At 42.7% G+C, this 23,424-nt stretch carries 13 protein-coding genes; 4 read left to right on the top strand and 9 right to left on the bottom strand.

What is annotated here, in order from left to right; all coding sequences use genetic code 11:
* The first annotated feature begins 89 nt into the window (after positions 1 to 89).
* Both ACO06Y_RS12725 and ACO06Y_RS12720 read left to right on the top strand, forming a co-directional pair.
* A complete protein-coding gene (locus ACO06Y_RS12725; RefSeq protein WP_422079355.1) occupies positions 90 to 1,913 on the top strand; it encodes a sodium:solute symporter family protein in 1,824 nt (607 codons plus the stop codon).
* A gap of 12 nt (positions 1,914 to 1,925) precedes the next feature.
* Entirely contained in the window at positions 1,926 to 3,113 is a 1,188-nt protein-coding gene (locus ACO06Y_RS12720; RefSeq protein WP_422079354.1) for a glycosidase, read from the top strand.
* Between the two features lie 77 nt (positions 3,114 to 3,190).
* On the opposite strand, the gene ACO06Y_RS12715 is transcribed toward ACO06Y_RS12720, so the two are convergent.
* Both ACO06Y_RS12715 and ACO06Y_RS12710 read right to left on the bottom strand, forming a co-directional pair.
* Entirely contained in the window at positions 3,191 to 5,290 is a 2,100-nt protein-coding gene (locus tag ACO06Y_RS12715; RefSeq protein ID WP_422079353.1) for a thioredoxin domain-containing protein, read from the bottom strand.
* Positions 5,291 to 5,354: 64 nt separating this feature from the next.
* Entirely contained in the window at positions 5,355 to 6,743 is a 1,389-nt protein-coding gene (locus tag ACO06Y_RS12710; RefSeq protein WP_422079352.1) for a sialate O-acetylesterase, read from the bottom strand.
* 114 nt (positions 6,744 to 6,857) lie between these two features.
* On the opposite strand from ACO06Y_RS12710, the gene ACO06Y_RS12705 reads away from it, so the two are divergent.
* Positions 6,858 to 8,237 (top strand): Gfo/Idh/MocA family protein, encoded by a 1,380-nt coding sequence (locus ACO06Y_RS12705; protein ID WP_422079351.1) that lies wholly within the window; start codon positions 6,858 to 6,860, stop codon positions 8,235 to 8,237.
* Positions 8,238 to 8,283: 46 nt separating this feature from the next.
* Here the strand turns inward: ACO06Y_RS12705 and ACO06Y_RS12700 are convergent, their stop codons facing one another.
* Positions 8,284 to 9,762, bottom strand: coding sequence for an SLC13 family permease (locus ACO06Y_RS12700; protein ID WP_422079350.1), 1,479 nt, complete (start codon positions 9,760 to 9,762; stop codon positions 8,284 to 8,286).
* Between the two features lie 167 nt (positions 9,763 to 9,929).
* Between ACO06Y_RS12700 and ACO06Y_RS12695 the strand changes: the two genes are divergently transcribed.
* Positions 9,930 to 11,999 carry an alpha-amylase family protein gene (locus tag ACO06Y_RS12695; protein ID WP_422079349.1) on the top strand — a complete coding sequence of 690 codons (2,070 nt, stop codon included), beginning with the start codon at positions 9,930 to 9,932 and terminating at the stop codon, positions 11,997 to 11,999.
* 21 nt (positions 12,000 to 12,020) lie between these two features.
* On the opposite strand, the gene ACO06Y_RS12690 is transcribed toward ACO06Y_RS12695, so the two are convergent.
* The 6 genes from ACO06Y_RS12690 to ACO06Y_RS12665 all read right to left on the bottom strand — a co-directional run bounded on the left by ACO06Y_RS12690 (position 12,021) and on the right by ACO06Y_RS12665 (position 23,409).
* A complete protein-coding gene (locus tag ACO06Y_RS12690) occupies positions 12,021 to 12,914 on the bottom strand; it encodes a nucleoside hydrolase (RefSeq protein WP_422079348.1) in 894 nt (297 codons plus the stop codon).
* 109 nt (positions 12,915 to 13,023) lie between these two features.
* A complete protein-coding gene (locus ACO06Y_RS12685) occupies positions 13,024 to 15,123 on the bottom strand; it encodes a hypothetical protein (protein WP_422079347.1) in 2,100 nt (699 codons plus the stop codon).
* 132 nt (positions 15,124 to 15,255) lie between these two features.
* On the bottom strand, positions 15,256 to 17,019 hold the full coding sequence (locus ACO06Y_RS12680) for an L-fucose isomerase (RefSeq protein WP_422079346.1): 1,764 nt from the start codon (positions 17,017 to 17,019) through the stop codon (positions 15,256 to 15,258).
* Between the two features lie 167 nt (positions 17,020 to 17,186).
* Complete coding sequence (locus ACO06Y_RS12675; protein ID WP_422079345.1) at positions 17,187 to 18,227, bottom strand: LacI family DNA-binding transcriptional regulator; 1,041 nt, start codon at positions 18,225 to 18,227, stop codon at positions 17,187 to 17,189.
* 28 nt (positions 18,228 to 18,255) lie between these two features.
* Positions 18,256 to 21,825: a VCBS repeat-containing protein gene (locus tag ACO06Y_RS12670; RefSeq protein WP_422079344.1), complete on the bottom strand. Its 3,570-nt coding sequence runs from the start codon at positions 21,823 to 21,825 to the stop codon at positions 18,256 to 18,258.
* Positions 21,826 to 21,900: 75 nt separating this feature from the next.
* Positions 21,901 to 23,409 (bottom strand): RagB/SusD family nutrient uptake outer membrane protein, encoded by a 1,509-nt coding sequence (locus tag ACO06Y_RS12665; RefSeq protein WP_422079343.1) that lies wholly within the window; start codon positions 23,407 to 23,409, stop codon positions 21,901 to 21,903.
* Positions 23,410 to 23,424: the final 15 nt, after the last annotated feature.

The raw sequence follows: 23,424 nt of genomic DNA, 5'->3' as shown, positions 1-23,424 counted from the left end.
TTTATTGGTGAAATTTTAAAAATCAAGATTTTGATTTGCTGTTTTAACAATTTTTTTCTGTCCCTTATCGAACAAAACGTCCATAACGTATGCTGCAAGGCGTAGATATCATAATAATACTTGCCTATCTGTTGGCGACCGTTGTAATCGGTTTGGTCCTGCGAAAGAAAGCCCGGCAAAGCAAGGATGACTATCTCCTAGGGGGAAAATCCCTACCCTGGTATATGCTGGGACTGTCCAATGCTTCTGGAATGTTCGACATTTCCGGAACGATGTGGTTAGTGACCCTAACTTTTGTTTACGGGCTAAAAAGCATTTGGATTCCTTGGCTCTGGCCGGTTTTCAATCAGATTTTTTTAATGATATATCTTTCGGCCTGGTTAAGAAGGTCCAACGTTACCACAGGAGCGGAATGGATTTTCTTTCGTTTCGGCGAGGGAAAGGGTGGTAAATGGTCGCATACTGTAGTGGTGCTATTTGCCATAGTCAGCTGTTTGGGATTTCTTGCCTATGGATTTATAGGTTTGGGGAAATTTGTTGAGATTTTCATCCCTTGGGAGATTATAAGTGCCTATATCCCTTTTGATATTGCCCCAAAATTTGTTCCCCATTTCTATGGGGCCGTATTCACTTTGTTCGCGGTATTCTATTCCGTTTTGGGCGGAATGTCCGGAATTGTATGGACCGATTTATTACAGTTTACGATAATGACGGTCTCCTCCATAGCTATTGCCATAATTGCATGGATGGCCATGGGTGAGCATACCTTGACCGTACCCGAAGGTTGGATGGATCCTTTTTTTGGATGGACCCTGGATATGGATTGGACCGGGATTATTTCCGAGGTAAACGAGAAGATAGCTTCCGATGGCTTCTCCTTGTTTACCATTTTCTTTATGCTATGCGTGTTCAAGGGAATCCTTTCCAGTGTTGCCGGCCCCGCGCCCAATTACGATATGCAAAAAATACTCTCCACCAAATCTCCAAAGGATGCCGCCAAAATGAGTGGTTTTGTCTCCCTGGCCCTTATGCCTACGCGATATCTGATGATTGGTGGATTCGGCATCCTGGGGATTCTTTTTTATGACCAATTGGATCTACAGCGCGGAGGGATCATTGATTTCGAGCAAATTTTGCCATCGGCCATAAATCAATTTGTTCCCGTTGGACTAATGGGTCTCTTATTGGCTGGTCTTTTGGCCGCTTTTATGAGCACTTTTGCGGGAACCCTGAACGCTGCGCAGGCGTATTTGGTCAACGATATTTATCTCCGCAATAAAAAGGATGCCACGCCAATACAGGTAAATAGAATGAATTATGCCAGCGGAATTATCGTGGTCGTGGTGAGTATTGTCTTAGGTTTTTACGTAAAGGATGTAAATTCCATAACACAATGGATCGTATCCGCGCTTTGGGGCGGTTATATCGTTTCCAACATTTTAAAATGGCACTGGTGGCGTTTTAATGGGGAAGGTTATTTTTGGGGCATGCTTTCCGGGTTGATCCCGGCTATACTCTTTCCCTTGGTGTTTCCGGAAACCTTGGAATTATACCTTTTTCCTTTATTACTCGTTATTACCACATTAGGTTGTATTATCGGAACCTATACGGGAGCCCCTACCGAAGAGGCAAAGCTTATCGATTTTTATAAGAAAACACGCCCCTGGGGCTTTTGGAGACCTATTTATACCAAAGTTTTGGCCGAAGATCCCGATTTTAAAAAAAATACACTCTTTAAACAGGATATGTTCAATGTCTTTATTGGTGTTATTGCCCAGACTTTATTGGTCATCATACCCCTGTACCTGATTCTTAGGGAATATAGCTCTCTATTAATATGCCTGGCGCTTCTGGCCGTATGTGGAATCTTGCTCAAAAAATTATGGTGGGACAAACTGGACCAACAACTTTAAAATACCAACTTTATGATAACCGTTGACCGAACAAAAAAAATCAAGAACTATGATGCCTTGATGAAAAATCACAAAACGCTTATCCAAAAGAGGAATACGCCTATTAGCGAAGGTAACGGAATTTACAACAGATATAAAAACCCGATCATAACTGCGGCACATACTCCGGTACACTGGCGGTACGACCTTAATGTACAAACCAATCCGCACGGATTGGAACGGATAGGGATAAACGCTGCCTTTAATGCCGGTGCCATTAAATGGAATGGAAAATATCTTTTGATGGTAAGGGTAGAGGGAAATGACCGTAAATCGTTTTTTGCCTTTGCGCAAAGCGATAATGGACTGGATGCCTTTGAATTTTGGGATAAACCATTTTTACTTCCCCAAAATGAGAATCCGGATATTAATGCCTATGATATGCGTTTGGTTCGGCACGAAGATGGTTTTATTTATGGAATTTTCTGTTCCGAACGAAAAGATCCCAATGCCTTGGAAACCGATACTTCCGCTGCCATTGCCAATGCAGGGATCATTCGATCAAAGGATCTGCAAAATTGGGAACGGCTACCGGACCTCATCTCAAATTCCAAACAACAACGCAATGTAACCCTCCATCCCGAGTTTGTAAACGGCAAGTACGCCATTTATACCCGGCCACAGGATGGCTTTATAGAGACGGGTTCCGGGGGGGGAATTGGTCTAGGCTTCATTGAAAATATGACCCACCCTGAAGTAATGGATGAAGTCATTATTAATAACAAACAGTACCATACCGTTTATGAGCTTAAAAACGGCCAAGGGCCATCGCCTTTAAAAACCAAGGAGGGATGGCTACATCTGGCCCACGGCGTACGCAATACGGCTGCCGGACTTCGTTATGTACTATATATGTTCATGACGGATTTAAAGGATATCACCAAGGTCATCTATCAGCCGGGAGGGTACTTTATGGCACCCAACGATACGGAAATTTATGGCGACGTGGGCAACGTACTGTTCTGTAATGGATGGATAGCCGACGAGAATGGCAAGGTCTTTATCTATTATGCCTCATCGGATACACGAATGCATGTGGCCACCTCTACTATGGACATTTTGGTAGACTATTGTAAAAATACCCCTCAAGATAAATTGAGCACCAACGGTTCCGTTGAAAACATTCTGACATTGATCGAAAAGAACAAGGGGTTATATTGAATGTCCCTTTTTTGTTTAGTTTTTTGAGTTTGTAAACGACACCCTTGAGCACTTTGCCAAGGGTGTCTCTTTTAAGTTCAAAAGTCGTGTAGCTGCACCATGGCTTCCTCCACGGTTTTCACCGGGAGTTTACAAGTACTGTTCTGACAAACGTAAATAAAAGTGTTATCTTCTTTGTACCTGTCCTTGAACAAAGGAAGATTACTTTCCGACGGACTGCCCACGACCAAAATGTTCGGAATGGGTTTTTGATTAATGTTGCCTATCAATGGAAGTGCATTTTTGCCTACCACGGCAATCTCATAGAAAGGATAGGTGTTGTGCAGCAATAAAGTATTCCATTTGGAATAGCTTGCCGCACTTTCCCCAATGGATGGTATCATGGCCGAAAGCATGGATTTTGATTTTTCCAAAAAATCGGTATCATAACGTATATGTCCCAGTACAAATAGGTTGTGGGCCATTACCGCATTGGGCGATGGCAACACGCCATCATCCGTTTTGATAATCCTAGCAATAAGTTCATTGTTTTTCGTGTAGTAATACATCCCCGAAGCTTCATCCAAAAATTGCTCCTGTACTTTTTCGGTCAAGCTTTGTGCAAAATCCAGATAGGAATGATCCAGGGTTACCCCATATAGGTTCAGCGATGCATCGGCAAGAAAGGCATAGTCCTCCAAAAATCCACTGATATGCCTTCCGCCTTCCTTATAGGAATGGATCAACTCCCCGTTTTGATAACTCTTTTCCGTAAGAAATCCAAATATGGCCTTGGCCTCTTCCAAATGCCCTTTCTGACCAAATGCCTTATAAGCATCCACAAAACCGTTGATCAAAAGGGCATTCCATGACGTGATGATCTTATCGTCCAAACCTGGACGTATTCTCTGCATCCGAGCTTCCAGAAGTCGTTCCCTCCAGCGTTTTTTAACAGAATTCAATAGATTCCGTGACACATCATTTTCCTTGGAAAAATCCGAGTCCTTCATAAGCTTATGGAGCACGTAGGTGTCATCTTCCCAAGCATCTTCCGACCTTATGGTATAGTATTTGGTAAACAGTTCAAAGTCTTCATTCAAAACAGATTTAAGTTCCTCTTCCCCCCATATATAAAATTTCCCTTCTTCTCCCTCGCTATCGGCGTCCATAGCCGCATAATATCCCCCTTCCGGATGCTTCATTTCCCGTTCCAAAAAAGCTATGGTTTCCAATACCTTGTCCCTGTATTCCAATTCATTATAAACGGTAAAGGCTTTTGAATAAAGACTTATGGCCTGCGCATTATCGTACAACATCTTTTCAAAGTGCGGTACTTTCCAACGTGCATCCGTACTGTAACGAAAAAATCCACCTCCAATGTGGTCATAGATTCCGCCCGATATTATTTTATCCAATGTGTTTTTTACATGGGCCTTGACCAGATCGTCCTTGGCCAAAAGCGCATAATCCAGTTGAAAATTCAGGTTTACCGGAATCATGAATTTTTGTACTCCTTGGTCTCCGCCCCATTCCAAATCCCAAAAAGGTTTCCAACTTTCCACACTTTTTAAAAGGGCATCCTTGGTCAACAGTTCAAAGTCCGACACAGGTTGTACTAAATTGACCTCTTGTATCCCTCGGGCGACCATATCCGAATATTCAGCGGCCTTCTCCGGGTCGTTTTTATACATATCGCTGACTTTGGACAAAACCTGCATCCATTGACTTTTTGTGTGATAGGTATTGCCGTACAGCGGTTTTCCGTTCGGCAATGTGATAACGTTCAGTGGCCATCCCGAATTACTATCGATCAATCGCACAAAGGTTTGGTAGATATTGTCTATATCAGGACGTTCTTCTCGATCTACCTTGATACTAATGAAGTTTTCGTTCATTATTTTGGCGACCTCCTCATCCTCAAATGTCTCTTCCTCCATAACATGGCACCAATGGCAGGAAGAATATCCTATACTGACCAAAACCAATTTATTTTCCTTTTTGGCCTCGTCCAAGGCTTCCTCACTCCATGGACGCCAATTTACAGGGTTATGGGCATGTTGCAAGAGGTAAGGACTGGTTTCATTGGCCAAAGCATTGGTATACTTATGTTCTTCAGATGTTTGCTTGGCCTTTTCCCCACACGAGAGGACAAAAAATAGAAGCACAAAGAAAAAGGTGACTTGAAAACGTTGCCTCATAGATATCAACTAATAGTAAACGCTAAAATACCGTTTTAAGGTATAGGGATATGTTAACGTACTGCTATTGTTCTTCACTTGTAAAACTGGAAACAGGCAGGCCCGCTCCGTTGAACAAGTTTGGCTCGGCAATGTTGTCCCAGGCATAACGCACCTTACTCGGCTCTTTTACCTCTTTTGAAGATAGGATTACCTTTTCGTTTTTAATGATTGCCTTGGCAGTGTAAAATTGGCCATCCTCACCGGCCATTTCAAAATGGGTAATCTTTTTGCCTTTGGAAAATAGGCCCTCCGCATTATCAAAGGTTACTTCTACCTTTTTTCCTTGGATATCCATTTTACGAAACAACGGACTATGGACAGTGCCTACAATCTTATTATAATGCTCCTTTAGGGCAATGTTGGCCAGGCGAAGCCCTACGTCCTGTTTATTGGGTGGATGAATATCGTCTATGGTGGCAATATCGCTTGTGACCACCATTCCACTATGGGGAATCAGTTTTAGGGCCCTTCGCTGCTGATCCCGGATCAGCACCCCTACTTCCTCGGTACCATAGTTGTACGGTGCAATCTGCACGTAATAAAAAGGAAATTCATAACCCCAGGCTTTTCTCCAGGAGGCTATCATTTCGGAAAATAGCTTTGCATACGTACCATGATTAGCCGTATTGGATTCTCCTTGATACCATATGGTACCGGCAATCGTAAACGGGACTATCGGGTAAACCATGGCATTATAAAGGGCCGCTGTAAAACCCGGGCTCCATTTATTATTTTTTACGGCTTCCGCTGCTTCCTTAAGATCCGCATGATCCCCAAACACAGATGCCGGTGTCCAAACTTCTGCGGGAGTACCGCCCCAGGCATTGTCTATTAAACCTATGGGCACATCCAATTCTCCTTGAAGCCTTCGCGCAAACAGGTAGGCCACGGCACTAAAATCCTTCATAGTATCCGGCGTGCAGACTTCCCAACTTCCCGGAACGCTTTCCTGTGGGAATTGTGAAGTGCGTTTCGGGATGGTCAGCAATCGGATATTCGGGTAATCCGCATTTTTAATCTCCTCTTCGGCATTATCAATTCCTGCATTGGTCGTTGCACTCCATTCCATATTGGACTGCCCGGAACAAAGCCATACCTCACCTACCAAAACGTTTTTTAGAACAATTTCATTCTTTCCCTTAATCGTGATTGTAAAGGGGCCACCAGCTCCCGGGGTACTAACAAGAACCTTCCATTTGGCGTCCATAGCGGTTTTGGCCGTATATTGTTTTTGATCCCATCCCGTGGTAATCGTGACTTCCTCGTTCAAATTGCCCCATCCCCAAAAAGTCACTTCGGTACTCCGCTGTAATACCATATTGTCCGAAAAGATATCCGGAAGCGCTATTTCTGCCTTTGATAAATGGACGCTTGACAAAAAAATCAGGAGAATAAAAAGTTTGGTCTTCATAATCTTTATGATTTAGTACAATTGTTACTAAATATACTTATTTGGCACAAATTGTTAACATTGTATTTTCTAAAATGATTTCAATATCTTTAGTACCCACAGATAATCAATACAATGACAAACGAGGATTCAAACATTAAAAGAAGACAATTTCTTAAAGGTACGACTGCAGCCATGGTGCTCTCCTCTTTCGGGGCTTATGGTTTTGATTTAATGAACAAGGAAAAACCCATCCGTGTGGGGCTTATAGGAACGGGATGGTATGGAAAAAGCGATCTTTTTCGTTTGATTCAGGTCGCTCCCGTAGAAGTGGTTTCCCTATGCGATCCGGATAGCAACTTGCTTACGGAAGCTGCGGATTTGGTAAGCCAACGACAGAAATCAGGTAAAAAACCTAAACTCTATACCGATTTTCGTAAAATGCTCGCGAAAAAGGATTTGGACCTCGTTCTAGTCGGGAGCCCGGATCATTGGCATGCACTACATGGCATTGAGGCTATGAAATCCGGTGCGCACGTATATTTGCAAAAACCGATAAGCGTTGATGTAATCGAAGGGGAGGCCCTTGTAGCAGCGGCAAGAAAATATAATCGCGTGGTCCAAATCGGTACCCAGCGTAAAAGTACCCCGCATCTGATCGATGCAAAAAAACGTGTAGTAGACGCCGGATTGTTAGGGAAAATATCCCACGTGGAAATGTGTTGTTACTTTCACATGAGGGCCAATGGCAATCCCCCTGTTCAGGAAGTACCCGATTTTTTGGATTACGAAATGTGGACAGGTCCGGCCCCTTTACGCCCATACGATGGTCTTCCCCATAAACGCTGGTGGCGTACCTTCATGGAATATGGCAACGGCATTATGGGGGATATGTGCGTCCATATGCTGGATACGGTCCGTTGGATGCTCGATCTGGGCTGGCCCAAGAAAATTAGCTCTACGGGCGGGATTTATGTCCAGAAGGATGGAAAATCCAATATTGCCGATACTCAAAGTGCCGTATTTGAATATGATGGCCTTAATTGCGTTTGGCAACATCGTTCTTGGGGAGCTCCGGCAGATCCGGAATATCCTTGGTCCTTTAAATTATATGGCGACAAAGGGACTTTATCCGGTAGTACCATGCAGGCGGATTTTGTACCCTATGGCGATGGGGAACCCATACATTTTGATGTTTTATACGAAAAGGAAAAGTATCCGGAAGATGTTACTGAAAAAGATATTGAATTGAATGCGGCTCCGGCCACCCGCTGGCATATGCAGGATTGGCTATCGGCCATCGATAAAGGTACTTTGCCCGTGGCTGACGTTTTGGACGGACACATTTCCACGGCCAGCTGCATTCTTGCGAATATGGCCATGGAGCTGAAAAGACCCTTGGTATACGACCCCGAAAAACGAATCGTGGTCAATGACCCGGAAGCTACCGCATTATTGCAAAGACCGTATCGGGGTGATTGGGAGCATCCACATCCCGATCAATTTGAGAATTAACGCTAGTCCTTCTTATAGTCCAGTTGTTGGCTTGGATTCATGGTACTTATTCTGCCCAAACTGGGAGTTCGGCCGTAATACCCATCGAGGGTAATATGAAAAAGTAGAGCAACAAAGGAAGCAATACGATACAAATTAGGTTTAGCCAAAAACCTGTTTTTGCCATATCCGCTACCCTAATCCGACCACTTGCAAAGATAACGGTGTTTGTACCTGTACCGGAAGGCATCATAAACGCAAAGGAGCATGCAAAGGTGGCAGGGACCATGACCAAAAGTGGATTTATACTAGCCGCCACTCCCATTGCGGCCAAAACGGGTAGAAATATAGTAGCGGTCGCGGTATTGGAGTTTACTTCCGTAATAAAGATAATCAGGGCAACAATACCCAACAGGATGAAGAATTCTGGAAGGTTACCAACGACCAAAAAAGAGCTGCCCATCCATTCTGCCAAACCGGTGCTTTTAAACCCTGAACCCAAGGCCAAGCCACCTCCCAAGAACATGGCCACTCCCCATGGTACATTGCGCGCAGTTTTCCAATCCATTAATTTCTTTCCTTTTCCATCACCTATCAAAAACAAAAGGATAGCACCGCAAAGAGCCACCGTACTATCGTGGACATAATCCGCCACTCCCAGAAGATTGCCCCATCCTGGAAGGACAAAGTCGCCCATAATTAAGTCTTTTCTAAAAACCCAGCCTAGGGCGGTAAATAGAAAAACAAGCAATACTCTTTTTTCCGCGCGATCCATTTTTCCCAAGCTATCCATTTCACGGGCAAGCCCAAAGTCGATCAATTTTGCATCTTTTTGTATTCCTAAAAACGAAATCAGAAAGACCCAGATAACGGGAATGAAAATAACCACCATGGGTAATGCTATTTTCATCCAGTCCACAAAACCAATTTCCGGCGCACCCGGATATAGTTTGTCCAGTAATCCAGCAAAAACCAAATTGGGCGGCGTTCCGATAAGGGTACCGGTTCCCCCAACACTTGCGGCATAGGCAATCCCTAACAACAGTGCCAATCCAAAATTCTTGATGTTATCTTCCTCCTGTCTTTCAATAAGTGATGCCGCAATGGGCAACATGATGAGAACCACGGCCATATTGGTAATCCACATGGACAAAAATGCCGTCGCGACCATAAAACCTAAAACAATCCGGCGTTGACCTGTGCCTAAAAGACCGATAATCCGCAATGCTATTCTTTTATGAAGATCTTGTTTCTCGATTCCTTTGGCCAAAATAAAGGCCCCCAATAGCATAAGCACATAATCATGCCCATACACCTTGGTAGTTTCAGCTGAATCCAGAACGCCCAGTAGAGGAAATAGTACCACCGGAAGAAATGCGGTAACGTATATGGGAATGGCTTCGGTGACCCACCAAACCACCATCAATAGGGCAATGGCCGCCATTCTTTTTCCCTCCAGGGAAAGTCCGGCTGGATTAGGTAGTACAAGGATAACCAAAAACAATAGTATTCCAAGCCAGAGACCGATTTTTGCATGCTCGAACATTTAATTAATGTATTATCAATGGATGTAAACTATATGCATAAGCAAAATCAATAACTCCCAGGTAATGCAGATTTAAGAATAACGAATTGAATTTGCGCATATATCTCGAAATATAGGATATTCTTCACTATATTTGAAGTTAAACGTTTAAACAAATTTAATAAATTATGAAAATCGGCCTTATCCAAATACTTTGTCTACTGGTGTTTCACCAAGTTATTGGACAATCACAAAGGTCTATAGATAACCCTATGCCCACCAGACAGGTACATCTGGATTTCCATACTTCGGAACACATACCCAGTGTTGGAAATAAATTTGACAAAAGGCAATTCCAGGAAGCACTAAAATTAGGAAAAGTAAATCTTATCAATATTTTTAGTAAGGGACATCATGGTTGGTCCTATTATCCTACCAAAGTGGGGAAAATGCACCCTAATTTGAGTTTTGATCTTTTGGGCGCCCAATTAGAAGCTTGCCATGAAATTGGAGTTAAGGCCCCCTTCTATTTCACTATAGGATGGAGCGAATTGGATGCAAGGGAACATCCGGAATGGACAATTCGCAATAGGGACGGATCTATTAATGCACCGGGGTATGACTGGGATGCCCCTGAAAATTCCGAAAGGCCAACGTATCTGTGGAAACGATTGGATCCCAGTTTTGGCACCCCTTATCATGACCAAATCATGCGGCAGGTCGAGGAAATCTGTCAGCGTTATCCAAAACTGGATGGTTTTTGGTTTGATATTTATCATGTGGCCAAAAGAAATTATAATCAATATGCCATGGCCCGCATGAAGAAAGAGGGTATTGATATAAGGGATACCATAGCGGTAGAACGTAGCCACGCCCTAGCCCTTAAAAAACATATGAATGCCTTGCGTGATCTAGTCTCCAAATATAGACCGGAAGCGACAGTTTACTTCAATGCAGTAACGCGCATAGAAGATGTCTCATGGTTCAAGGAACGCCTTTTTGATATGGATACACATCAAGACTTAGAGGACTTGCCCACCACTTGGGGTGGGTACAACAAACTCCCTTTAGATGCCAAATACCATCTGCAACAGGGAGTGCCTGTTACTGGAATGAGTGGAAAGTTCCATAAGGCCTGGGGAGAATTTGGGGGCTTTAAACACCCTGATGCAATTACTTATGAGGCAGCTTCTATGATTTCCTTTGGAGCATCATGTAACTTTGGAGATCAGCTGCATCCTTCTGGAGAAATGGACTTGGAGACGTACCGGAATATAGGCAAGGCCTACGAGTATGTGGAAAAAGTAGAAGATTATGGACCGGGAGGGCTACCCCTTTCAAAATTGGGAATTTGGCTGACTTTGAACGAAGCCGCGGATCATGGTGTGGTAAATATGCTCTTGGAACTTCATGAAGATTTTGTGGTGGCCGAAGAGAAAAACCTAGATGATTTAGATGTGATTATCGTACCAAGCGAACCTTCCCTATCCGAATCCCAAACACAAAAATTAAATGATTGGGTAAAAAAAGGGGGTAAACTCCTTGTATTTGGAGAAGGTGCGTTGAACGAAACAAAAACGCAACTTATGCTGAATGTAGGCGCGGAATACTTGAAACCTTCGGACTTTCAATTTGATTATACCGTTGTGAAAAAGGATATTGGCAGAAACATTGTTTCCACACCATTTTTAAACTATGATGCCGGATTACAGACCCGGCCAACCACAGGTGAGGTACTTGCCAGTATTAGGGAACCCTACTTTAACCGGACTTATGACAAATTCAATGGCCATAGGGAAACCCCCTACACCTTGGAGGATTCCCCTTATCCTGCAGTGTTAAAAAATGGAAACGTAGTCTTCATAGCCCATCCTTTGGACCGGTTGTATTATGTGCATGGGGTACGCATGCATCGCGAATTGTTCAAGAATTCCCTAGATTTAATCTACGATTCCCCATTGATCAAAGTAAAAAACCTTCCCAGTGCAGGAAGGGTAAGTCTGCTAAAACAAAAGAAGGAAAATAGATATATTGTCCATCTCCTGTATGCGCCTGCACTTCGTCGGGGGGAAGTCAGTGTTATAGAGGATTTTCTTCCCGTTCCCAACGTTGAACTCACTGTAGATGTGGGCGAAAAAATTAAAGAAGTCATACAAATTCCCGAAGACAAAAGTTTGAATTTTATAAAGGAAGATGGAAAGCTAAAAATTACCGTTCCAACTTTTACCATGCATACCGGTATCGTCTTAAAATATTAGGTACGACGAAATAGTTCGGGATCAAAGCTGTTCCAACAAACGGACAATGGCGTTGAAACAGTCTTCCAAGAACTTCTCTTCGTTAATATCTTTGTAGAGATAAACATTTTTATTTTTAAAATTATCCACCTTTACCTCGGTGACCCATTCTGGATGAAGCATAGCTTCTATCAGGGCAATATCCCAAAGTACCCTTTCCTCCCTACCTCCATCATCATGGTCAAACCAATGCTGAACAAGATAATCGCCCAACGGATGCTTTCCCTGCAAAAGCCGTTTGGTTTCCGAGAACTTGGATTTCATTTGGTTTACTTCGCTCACGGGAATTATGTGCATTTCTACATTCGAGGAAAGCAACAATTCTATGGCCTGGGGATCCATCATTGGATTGAAGTCAGTTCTCGTTGAAACCTTGTTTCCCCAGTCATATTTAGTACCTAACCAATATAATTTGATCTTATTACTTATCTCAGGGTCTATAAAAATTGCCGACGCAACATTGGTCAAGGCACCAAGGGCAATTACGGTCAATTTCTCTCCCTCCTCTTGCAAGTGTGCCTGTTCAATAATATTATAGGCCGCTGCGGAATGTAGGGCCATATCGCCCCAATCATACATTCTCCGATGCCCCCCGCGCAGAAGTTTGGTATTTTCCGTACCCAGATAGGAGGCAAGCACCTGATTTAATCTATGGCCGTCCTCCATACTTCGAGGGGTAGACCATTGGCTGGTCTGCCATTGCGTTGCGTTCAATGCCTGAATTTCCCAGGTTGGCTCTGCAAAGGCACGTACTATGGCAAAGGGGTCGTCCACTTCATTAGCGGTATCCGCATCCAAAATAATTTTAGTCTTTTCTTGTGCCGATCCCTTGAAACTTAGGGCAAAAGCCAGAAATAGAGTAATCAGAACTCTCATGATATAAATAGGTCAAAAATTAATTATTTCAATGTAAGTACAAACTGTGGGTAAGTGCCCGATAGCTTCAAAATTAGGCAATAATTCTTAGCGCCTTTCATTTATCTCCCTATTCTCCCCCATTATATTCAAAAACTACAGCTGTATGGCATTGCAGTTCCGGAATGACCACTTTAAGTTTGTTTCCCTCCATTTTCGTCCCCAAGATTTGGCCGGACGGCACTAAATAAACCTCGTTGATCTTATGGGGAAAATTGACGGTCAAAGGAACTTCATACAAGGGTACCAAATCCTCTATTACCCGTACCGAACCCCTTTGAATGGGAGAAGCATACGTCATATGCACCACATATCGATCTTGATCTGGTTGGTGCAATAGATTGATACGTCCCATACTTGGCATTCTAGTTTCTATCATTGGGCTTTGCTCCAGCAAGCGCCATACGTTGTAAAAAAGATTCCTATGGATACGTGCCCCTTCTTTGCTATATTGTCGGTCTAGGTCGTGTGCAATATATACAATGTTCCCGTTTCGGATAACCGATGGATGTTCCGCATCATTAAGTTTATAAGGAGTATTGTTGTGCGAACTATAGTGGTCAATGGTCCGTGAAAAAAATGGTTCCCGTATAGTTGCCAAAACTTTCGTATTGCTATGGGGGCTTATCCGCAATGCTGCCGTATAATTTAGGAAAGGTGAGGTAACCAGACCATTGGATACGGGTTGTTTTACAATGGTATAATCAATATCGTACATAGCCGGACCCAAAAAATCCGCACCTATATCCACAATAGGTTCATCGTTATGCCAAATTCCTTCGGCCATCGCTATCACTTTACCCCCATTTTTCACAAAATCCTGAACCTTTGGAATATCCTGCTCCAATACTCCTCCGCTGGTAATGACCAAAGTTTCAATATCCGACCAATCTTTCAAAGTATTCACTACATTGAAATTTATCTGCTTTTCAAGTAACATACCAACAGCACCTTCTATCGCAGATAGATCTTCACCGATATAAAGTCCTGTACGCGCCACATGTTCCGCTCCTACCCCGTAATCCTCGATTTGTTGTACATAATCAAAAGCGTAACCAATGTTTTCATAAGTAGCCCTATCCATTTCACCGGAAGGATGTAGTTGGTCGCCAATATTGCAGGAAGCCCCGAAAGCTACCATAGAGGCAGCCTCGTACAGCAGGGCATCCTTGTGCTTGAATCCACCAAATTCTCCCCATGCTTTGTGAAATTTTCCACTCATGGCAACAATGTCCTTGCCCGTATTGGCAAAGTACTTTGAACGCCACGGGAAAATATCATATCCGCCCCAAGCTGTGGGTAAATCTTCCAAATCGTGCTTTGTATTGTATTTAAAAAAATTGTGTTTATAGTCTTCAATGTTCCTGGAATTATAGGCCCTAGTAGTACCGTTATAATAAATAGTAGCCCTGGGCTTATGTTTCTTTATGATTTCAGAGGTTTTTCTGAAAAATTCATTGTACTTTTCATTGGTACGTTGTTGTACAGCTAAGGAATAGTCAACGTCTATTCCACGCAGTTCATAATCCCGTAGACTCCAGGCGTTAAAATTCAAAAATTCAGGGCTATGGATATCATACCAAATACCATCCAGATCATAATTTTTTATGAGCTCCTCCGTTTGGGCATAAATTAGGTCGGCATAGGGTCCGGAAGGTTCCAAATACTCCCAGCCATTGAAGGATTCATTGGGCCCAAGGTTCTTTTTCATATCCCGGTATGCATTGGAGCCATCCTTTCGGACAACTGCCCATTCGGGGTGATTCAATACATCATTGGCCGACCAGCCTACAGTGAAATAGGCAAAGACCTCTACCCCTATTTCACGGCAGGCCTCGATCTGTGCTTTTAATAGATCAAATTCAAGTTTGGGATGGGGCATCCCGATCTTGGTCGGATAATAACTCCAACTATGATGTCCCTTGGCGAATACATTAATGGCATTTACGTTTCCAAGTTTTAAGGCTTCCTGAAACTGTTTTTTATCAAATAGATGGCCTATACTATCAATATGCTTCGAGGTATGAAAATCCAGATGTATTTGTCGTGTGGGTTCTTCAAATTTCAACTTTGGATTTTGGGAAAGATTCTTGAATCTGGTTTTATCCGCAGTATCGTAACAAGATGCCAATACTGTAAAAACATTCAAGATAATTAGTGCCTTTTTCATAGTGGTTTAATAATTAAAATGGCATTTGACAAAACCCATCCAATTATGGAGTATTGTTGTTTCATATGTATTGGTTCTGAATTTCAAGCTTGTTTTTGAATATGTCCTTGGCATATCGTTGGCCAAGTTGTTCTATCGAAATCCGTATAAAGGGCCATATGCCTGACAGGCACGGTAATCTTGACCTTCCTTATCCATCCCAAAGGAATTCCAGGCCGATGGTCGAAAAATCCGGTCCTCGTCTACATTATGCATACATACCGGAATACGTAGCATGGCGGCCAACGTTATCAAGTCCTTTCCAATATGTCCGTAACTAATGGCCCCATGGTTGGCACCCCAATTATTCATTACCGAATACACATCGGTAAAGGTTCCGGATCCTATAAGACGAGGGACAAACCAGGTAGTAGGCCAAGTTCTATTGGTGCGTTCATCCAATGTTTCATGTACTTTTTGGGGAAGGTCTATACTCCATCCTTCCGCAATTTGCAAAGCGGGCCCCAAACCCTTTGTTAGGTTCAAACGGCACATGGTGATGGGCATACCGCCCTTTGTCAAAAAGTTGGAGGAGTAACCTCCTCCCCTAAAATAACCCAGGTCCGCAGGATACCAAGTGGTAGCGTCCAAACAGGCCTGCTTCTCTTCTTCAGAAATTTCCCAAAACGGTTTCATTGCAGGTTTTCCATTCTCAGTCTGTCGCCCAGATCCGTCCAGAGTGGCGGAACCGGAATTTATGAGATGAATAAATCCATTGGCCACCTCATCCCGAGGTTTCCAACCTGTCACCCTTTCAACGGCATCCGGACTCCAATAGGTACGGACATCGGCAAAAATCTGAGCCGTATTGGTCAAAAGATGGTTGAAGAGCATCGAGATCCCATTTAAAGAGTCATTTTCCGTTGCTATCATATAGGGCCTTCGAATTCCGTTCCAATCGAAAGATGAGTTTAAAATCGCTTCGGAAAAATCCCCATTGGGCAGGAAGTCGGTCCATTGTCTTTGGCCCTGAAATCCAGAGACCAGGGCGTCATGCCCCAAGGCCTCTTCCCCATATCCCATTTCCGCTAATTTTGGATTACCATCCACCAAGTCCCTTATAATAAGGGTCATTTTAACAACAAACTCCCAATCTTTATCCTTTTGTGTTCTAGACCGTTGCTTTTCGGCATCATTGAAGTCCTTACCTTCAGTGCAATTTTGTTTTGTCCATTTCAATGCCCTTTCATATTCCTCGGCATCGAATATGTTTTGCTCAATTCTACGCATCACTTCCGAAGAATCCACAAATTCATTGCGCATGCCGAGATAGGACTGAAAAAAATCCGATTGTATTTCAGAACCTGCAATTCCCATGGACACCGTCCCTATGGCCAAATAGGAATGCCCTTTCATAATTGCGACGGCTAAACCTGCTTTGGCAAAGCTCAATAATTTATCCCTTACATCATTGGGAATGGTCTTGTCCCCCATATCCTGGACATCCCGTCCATAAATACCAAAAGCGGGAAGTCCCTTTTGGTTGTGTCCTGCCAAGGTGGCCGCCAAATAAACGGCACCCGGACGTTCCGTGCCGTTAAAGCCCCAAATAGCCTTTGGTATGGAAGGATCCATGTCCATAGTCTCTATTCCGTAACACCAGCAAGGTGTTACGGACAGGGAAACACCTACATTTTCCATCTTAAACTTAGTGGCACAGTGGGAAGCTTCCTTGACCCCACCCATACAAGTATCGGCGATGACACATTGTACTGCCGTACCATCAGGATATCTAAGATGCTCACTGTAAAACTTGGCCACGTTCTTGGCCATATTCATAGTAGTTTCTTCAAGTGATTCCCTGACACCTCCCAAACGGCCGTCAATTATGGGTCGGATTCCTATTTTTGGATACATTGTTTATGGTTGGTTATACAATTTTCAGTACGATAATCGTCATTTGAAAAGCCTTGATATACCATCCTAGATACGATACCAGCTTTTCCGATGCGTGCGTTCAAATATATGCTTAATCGTTTAAATAAAAAATCTTTTATTCGCAAAACGAGCCTAAAGCTTTGGTTTTATGCCTGCCTTTTAATACTCTGGCTTGATGATTTACGAACAACCACTTCTGCAGAGAGATAGATGCCTTGAATGGGGCTATCCGGGTTTTCTATTCTATTGGCAAGTGAACGGACTGCATTTTTTGCCATTTCCTCGAGGGGTTGCCTGATATGCGTTAGCGGACAATAATAAAAATCAAATGCTTCTCCTTCATCAAAGCTTACCATGGCAATATCATCAGGGATTTTCAATTGAAGTTTTTCTAGATATTTTAATCCATAAATCGCCAAGGTATTCGTTGCAAAAAACAGGGAATCTACGGGGTCGTCACCACCAAGCATAGTATCTATGGCTTGTTCTATTTGTTCCTTGATATTAGAATATTCGATTTTTTCAAGCCAATGTGGTTCAAACCTCAGGTCGTTATTCTTTAACGCGGTTTTATAACCCCGAATACGTTCCTCCATATGAAACAACGTACTTGCATATGCCAGCATTCCAATTTTCCTATGCCCGGATTCTATAAGCTCGCCAACTCCGCTATAGGCTGCTTTATAATTATCAATGATAACATAATCGGTCGAAATCTCGGGAAAGAACCTATCAATAAGTACAACTGGGATATTCTGTTTTTTTAAATCAATTATCTGTTGTTCAGAACCTTCGGAGGGTACTATAATGAAACCATCCACTTGCCGACTAGAAAGGAAATCAATTAGTTGTTTTGATTTATCAGTTCTCTCATCCGAACTTCCAAAAATAACGGTATAATTAAATTTGGTCGCTTCGTCCTCAACGACACGGGCAATATTGGCAAAGAAAGGGTTTGATATATCGGCCAAAATAAGGCCTATAGTATTGGTTGTGCCACTTTTAAGACTTTGAGCAATGATGTTGGGTTGATAGTTAAGCCGTTTGGCCACTTCCCTAATCTTTGCCGACATAGCCTCACTGACCCGACTGTCTTTCCCTTTTGAAATCACATAAGAAACGGTTGCTATGGATACCCCAACCTCTTTTGCAATATCTTTTAAGGATACCTTTCTATTTTTTTTCATTGCGCTAATCGATTGACATATACAAAGGTTAATCCAGTACAGTTAAAACATCTCTTGTTTTACCATCAGTATCGAATATTTCGATCATTTTCATTTTTTCCGTGATTGGAAACGACCTCGTACTCTGGGAATAATATCCAGATCCATAATAAAATTCACGAATTTCGGTCTTTCCATTATAATATGAAATTTTCGCTTTCTGATCAAAAGTTTCTAAATCAATAGATTTGACAACTTTTCTCAAAGATGCCGAGAATATTTCAAGACTGTCATCGTTTTTGGATACAAGGGTTAAATATGAACCGTCCTTCCTTTTAACATTTACTAGTGCTTTGGCTTCACCATTTATATAAAACCCACTCGTATCATAGTTCTCAATGGTTTGAAAAGTTCCATCTCCATTTCCTACAAGCAATGTTCCAAACGAACTATCTTGCCAACCCGAAAATACTTCTACACCATGAGAATTGCCAACAGCAAGAATATCAGGAAAACCGTCTCCATTAAAATCCTCTATTAGGGTGCCATAGATAGGAGCAATTTGGGCCCGGGTTGGTAAAGGGACTATTTCGAATCCTTCAGAACCATTGTTCATAAGGCAAACGCTGCTGGTGTAGTTCCATTCCAGAGTCGTAGCATTTTTCAGGATTTCTTTCGAAATCACATCAGTTATGCTGGCTTCCGCGTATTGTTTATAGGTGGGCATCTTCTTTTTCAGACCTATCAATTGTTTGAAAAGGTCGTCACGTAAGTGTACAGGAACTTCCCTTTCGTCACTGAAATATGTCATGATGGGGTCGATGATTCCGTTTTGATCAAAATCTTCGGCATAGATTTTCACAGGTTCTTGTTCTGTTGGTTTGTATTTTGAATTCAATCCAAAATTACCTAAAACGTAATCGATGTCGCCATCTTGATCCAAATCGTGACCATTTATACTATTCCAAATTCCCTTTTGAGGTGGTAGATTTTTTTCAGCCACCCTTACCAGTCTACCTTTTTCATTTTTAAAAATCACAAGGGGCATAAACTCACCTACGATCAAAAGGTCTTGCCATCCGTCATTGTCATAATCAGACCATAGGGCGCTACGAACTATGCCCAGATCTTTCAATTCGGGTAGCAGGGTATTGCCAAGGTCTACAAAAGCAGGAACATCGGCTGTTACCGTGTTGTTTTGCAATAACATACTTTGGGCGGCCAAGGGATAGGATTCAGGAAGCGAGGCACCACCTACGAAAATATCCAGATCACCATCTTTATCATAATCCGAAGCTACCGCGCAAGAGGCATTTGCCCTTGGCAGATCTAAACTGGCACTTTCAAACGTTCTGTTACCGGTATTCACCCATAGGCGATCGACATAGTATCGGCTTTGTCGCCCGTTCTCTACCCCGCCGCTCGCTATATAAATATCCAAATCACCATCGTTATCCACATCAATTAGAAGGCTAGCTTGATCCTCGTGCAATTTGCTGTCTTCTAATTCAAAACTGGAAAATTTCCCCTGCTCCTCCTGAAAAAATAGTTTTCCAATAGCACCTTTGGCTCCACCAATATAAATGTCGTCTAATTTGTTATTATCAATATCTCCTACGGCCAAGCAAGGCCCTAATTTGGACAATTTAAATGGAATTAGCGTTTGATAGTCAAAGTCATTAAAAGACATTTCTTGGTGTGCATAGTCAAGTCCGTCGATTTTTAAATCCTCGAAAAGCGGTGATTGGTCGGACTTAGTGATTAGACCTTCGTTTTCGTTGACCCTTTTTTGAACAGTAACCCTCTGATTGGCTTTAACGTTTTCAAGTGATTGAAGAGTACCATCTGGCCAAGTTATATGCAAATGATTTACGACTGAATCTTTGCCCAATCCAAAATTCACTATGGAGCTAACGGAAGACATGAATCCCCTGGTCGGATAATTGACATAAGATGAAATGCCCCGAGAAGATTCAAAACTGATTTTAGCACCAATAGCCCCGGTATTCGGTTCTTCGCCTTCTAAACGGATTTGCAGGTAGTTATTTTCTTTATTATCAGATGAAATGGTATTGTTCTTAAAGATAAAGGCAGTTTCGTTTATATTATTTATAGCCAAATCCAAATCACCGTCGTTATCAAAATCAGCATAAGCTGCACCGTTGGAATAACTGGGGTCCATAAAACCCCAATCATCACTTTTGTCTTCGAAACGGAGATTGCCCTGATTACGAAATAAACGATTTGGAATATGTATTCCTTTCTGCGTTTTTAAGGATTCAAGATAGGTATCATCATTACGCTTTTTTTGATTACCGAAAGGATCGGTATCATCGTAATTGACAAAATCCAGGTCATTGACATCCTTTAAAAAACCATTGGTTATAAAAATATCGCGCCATCCATCAAGATCTAGGTCGGGCATCAGGGTACTCCAACTCCAGTTTGTATCCGAGACATTTGAAAATCTTCCTATCTCACTAAATTTTCTTGGGATGGAATCTTTTAAACCGTTGTTAAGTTGTAAGGTGTTCCTATTATACTGATCCACATATCCAATTTTTTTGCGCAAATCGAATCCGATATGGTTAATGGCCGGATACATCATTTTCAAGTTAACATCTTCCTGTGGTAGCATATCTAGAACCATATAATCCTGCCAACCGTCATTGTTGATATCCGAGACATCGATACCCATCGAAGCAAAACTCGTATGGTTCACGTAATCACAAATGCGGTCGGTGAAAGTACCGTCTCCGTTGTTGATATATAGAATATCGTTAGTGACATAATCATTCGCGACATAGATATCCGGTTTGCCATCTTCATTAAAGTCGTTTATGGCCAAACCCAAACTAAAACCTTCTAAAGTAATGCCTGCTTTCCGCGAAACATCGGTAAAGATTGGGTACCCATCGGTGCCCATGCCGTCGTTCCGGTATAACCTATCGGTACGCTCCGGTCTACCTTGCTCTTTGATACGAGTAATTCGATTGGCTTCCTGACCTAAATAACCCGTAGGATGATTTACAATCATAAATACGTCGAGATCGTCATCGCCGTCATAGTCGAAAAATGCAGACTGTATGGTATGTGTGGTGTCATTGAGATGGTACTGAACGGCTTCTTCCTCAAAACGAAGCTGACCGTTGCTGTCAAGACCCTTATTAACAAACAGAAGGTTAGGTCTATTCCGTCCCGATTTCCCTCCCGAAACACTACAGTAAATATCGTCCCATCCGTCTTGGTCGATATCAACGACCGCTACACCATTGACCCAACTATTGGTCATCACGCCGGATTCTTTGGTCTTGTCTAAAAAAGAGAACGGTTTTGTTTTCCCGTTGTTAAGATATAGTTTGGATGACACGAGATTTCCCGCAAAAAATAAGTCTTCATAACCGTCATTGTCAAAATCCCCTACACCTACCCCGGCACCATTGTACATATTCACGTATTCGAAAACATTTAGTTTAGGGTCGTTGATGGTGTTCTGAAATTCGACACCGGTTTCGGAAGCTTTTAACAGCTCAAACCTTTTTGAATCCTTGGAAAGTTGTTGGCAGCCAACTACAAGTAATCCAATACAGATGTAAATTAACCATTTGTGATAAAACATAGTGAATAGACAATATACTAAAAAAGAAAAACCCACGAAAATATCATGGGCCTTTCAACAACTAACTCAACTATTTTAGTAACCGGGTTTTTGATCGGCAGGAGTAAGTGCTGGGTTATTATCCATTTCATCCAAAGGAATCGGAAGAAACTCATGCCGGGGTTCGTAGTTCGGACTAGGTGGCCCAACTTTACCCGCTCTGAACCAACGCTTGACATCCCTTGTACGTGCCTGTTCCGAATTTAGCTCTATTCGACGCTCGTGTACAATGGCGTCGAACATTTGATCTTTTGTACCCGTTGGATATTCCGCCGTTGGTAACGGGGGTACGCCTGCACGCTCTCGAACCTGATTTACGTAATCCAAGGCCAAACCCGTAGGCCCGCTTTGTTCATTTTCTATTTCGGCCATCATCAACAATACATCCGCGTAGCGTAACAGACGGAGATTGATACCTGAGAACATTTCCGGTACGGACATTTGATAATCATAACCGTATTTTTTCCAGTGTACGCCATTTTCAATGCCCTGGGCAATATCCTCTGGCGTGAAAACATCTTCATTATTGGGGCCATGTAAATCGCCGTATTCGAGAAAGCAAAGGGCATATCTTGGGTCGCCATCTTCAAACGCTGCAACCAATTCGTCTGACGGTACGACATTGTGCCAAATAAAGGGCGTATATTCTTGGGTCCTGTACTGTACCGCTTTTTGAGGCCCACCCCAAACATTGGCCAAGACACGTTCAAATGCCACTTCAAAAATCGATTCGATATTGTTCTCGTTTTCCTCCCTATGGTTGTCTTCGTAATTCTCGACCAAATCATAATCACCTGAATCTATCACTTTTTGAAGTTCGGTTCGGGCAGCGGCAAAATTATCAAAGTACATATAGGCACGCCCTAATAACGTTTGCGCACTTCCCTTAGTGGCCCTTCCCAAGTTTTCAGTGCCACGATATTCAGAAACCCGAGGTAAAACCTCCTCGGCCACTATTAAATCTTCAATGATTTGATCGCGTATGACCTGTTCTGATTCGGCCAAGGGTACCCCACCGGTAAAATCCTCTACAGTGGTCAACGAGAAGGGTACATTACCCCAATAGGTAATGAGTTCAAAATAGGCCCAGGCCCTAAGAAACTTTGCTTCGGCTACCAATAGGTCAACCTCTTCTTGCGGTAATTGTTCACTAACCTTTTCGGGCAAGGTATTGATGACCAGGTTGGCACGATGTACAATGCGATACAAACCTCTCCAAGCCGGTGAAATAAGGCCATTGGCCGCATCAATGTCGTAATTCAATAATTGTGCCCGCTGCGATTCTAATTGTGGTCCCGCTGATTTCAGTTCATCGGAGAGGGTATCGACCAACCACCACCATTCACGGGCCACCGATTCGTTTTCTTGCAAACCGGCATAAATGGCAAAAACAGAGGCCCGGGCCTCGTCAACAGTTGCAAAGGAATTTGAGATACTCGGCGCCGAGGGATTGCCGTCTGCCAAGAAATCGTCATCACAACTAAATGTGACCATCGTGGCGCACAACGCGATTGCCACTCTTTTAAATGTTGCTCGTTTTCTCATTTTTTTCATTTTTAT

The sequence above is a fragment of the Ulvibacterium sp. genome (assembly GCF_965228935.1).
Taxonomy (GTDB): Bacteria; Bacteroidota; Bacteroidia; order Flavobacteriales; family Flavobacteriaceae; genus Ulvibacterium.
The sequence above is the reverse complement of the archived record's forward strand: the minus strand, read 5'-3'. Positions and strand labels throughout refer to the sequence as shown.

Coding starts and splice junctions, on each gene's coding strand:
- ACO06Y_RS12665 (WP_422079343.1), bottom strand. CDS start 23,409: ATGAGAAAACGAGCAACATTTAAAAGAGTGGCAATCGCGTTGTGCGCC.
- ACO06Y_RS12700 (WP_422079350.1), bottom strand. CDS start 9,762: ATGTTCGAGCATGCAAAAATCGGTCTCTGGCTTGGAATACTATTGTTT.
- ACO06Y_RS12720 (WP_422079354.1), top strand. CDS start 1,926: ATGATAACCGTTGACCGAACAAAAAAAATCAAGAACTATGATGCCTTG.
- ACO06Y_RS12690 (WP_422079348.1), bottom strand. CDS start 12,914: ATGAGAGTTCTGATTACTCTATTTCTGGCTTTTGCCCTAAGTTTCAAG.
- ACO06Y_RS12685 (WP_422079347.1), bottom strand. CDS start 15,123: ATGAAAAAGGCACTAATTATCTTGAATGTTTTTACAGTATTGGCATCT.
- ACO06Y_RS12710 (WP_422079352.1), bottom strand. CDS start 6,743: ATGAAGACCAAACTTTTTATTCTCCTGATTTTTTTGTCAAGCGTCCAT.
- ACO06Y_RS12670 (WP_422079344.1), bottom strand. CDS start 21,825: ATGTTTTATCACAAATGGTTAATTTACATCTGTATTGGATTACTTGTA.
- ACO06Y_RS12705 (WP_422079351.1), top strand. CDS start 6,858: ATGACAAACGAGGATTCAAACATTAAAAGAAGACAATTTCTTAAAGGT.
- ACO06Y_RS12680 (WP_422079346.1), bottom strand. CDS start 17,019: ATGTATCCAAAAATAGGAATCCGACCCATAATTGACGGCCGTTTGGGA.
- ACO06Y_RS12715 (WP_422079353.1), bottom strand. CDS start 5,290: ATGAGGCAACGTTTTCAAGTCACCTTTTTCTTTGTGCTTCTATTTTTT.
- ACO06Y_RS12725 (WP_422079355.1), top strand. CDS start 90: ATGCTGCAAGGCGTAGATATCATAATAATACTTGCCTATCTGTTGGCG.
- ACO06Y_RS12675 (WP_422079345.1), bottom strand. CDS start 18,227: ATGAAAAAAAATAGAAAGGTATCCTTAAAAGATATTGCAAAAGAGGTT.
- ACO06Y_RS12695 (WP_422079349.1), top strand. CDS start 9,930: ATGAAAATCGGCCTTATCCAAATACTTTGTCTACTGGTGTTTCACCAA.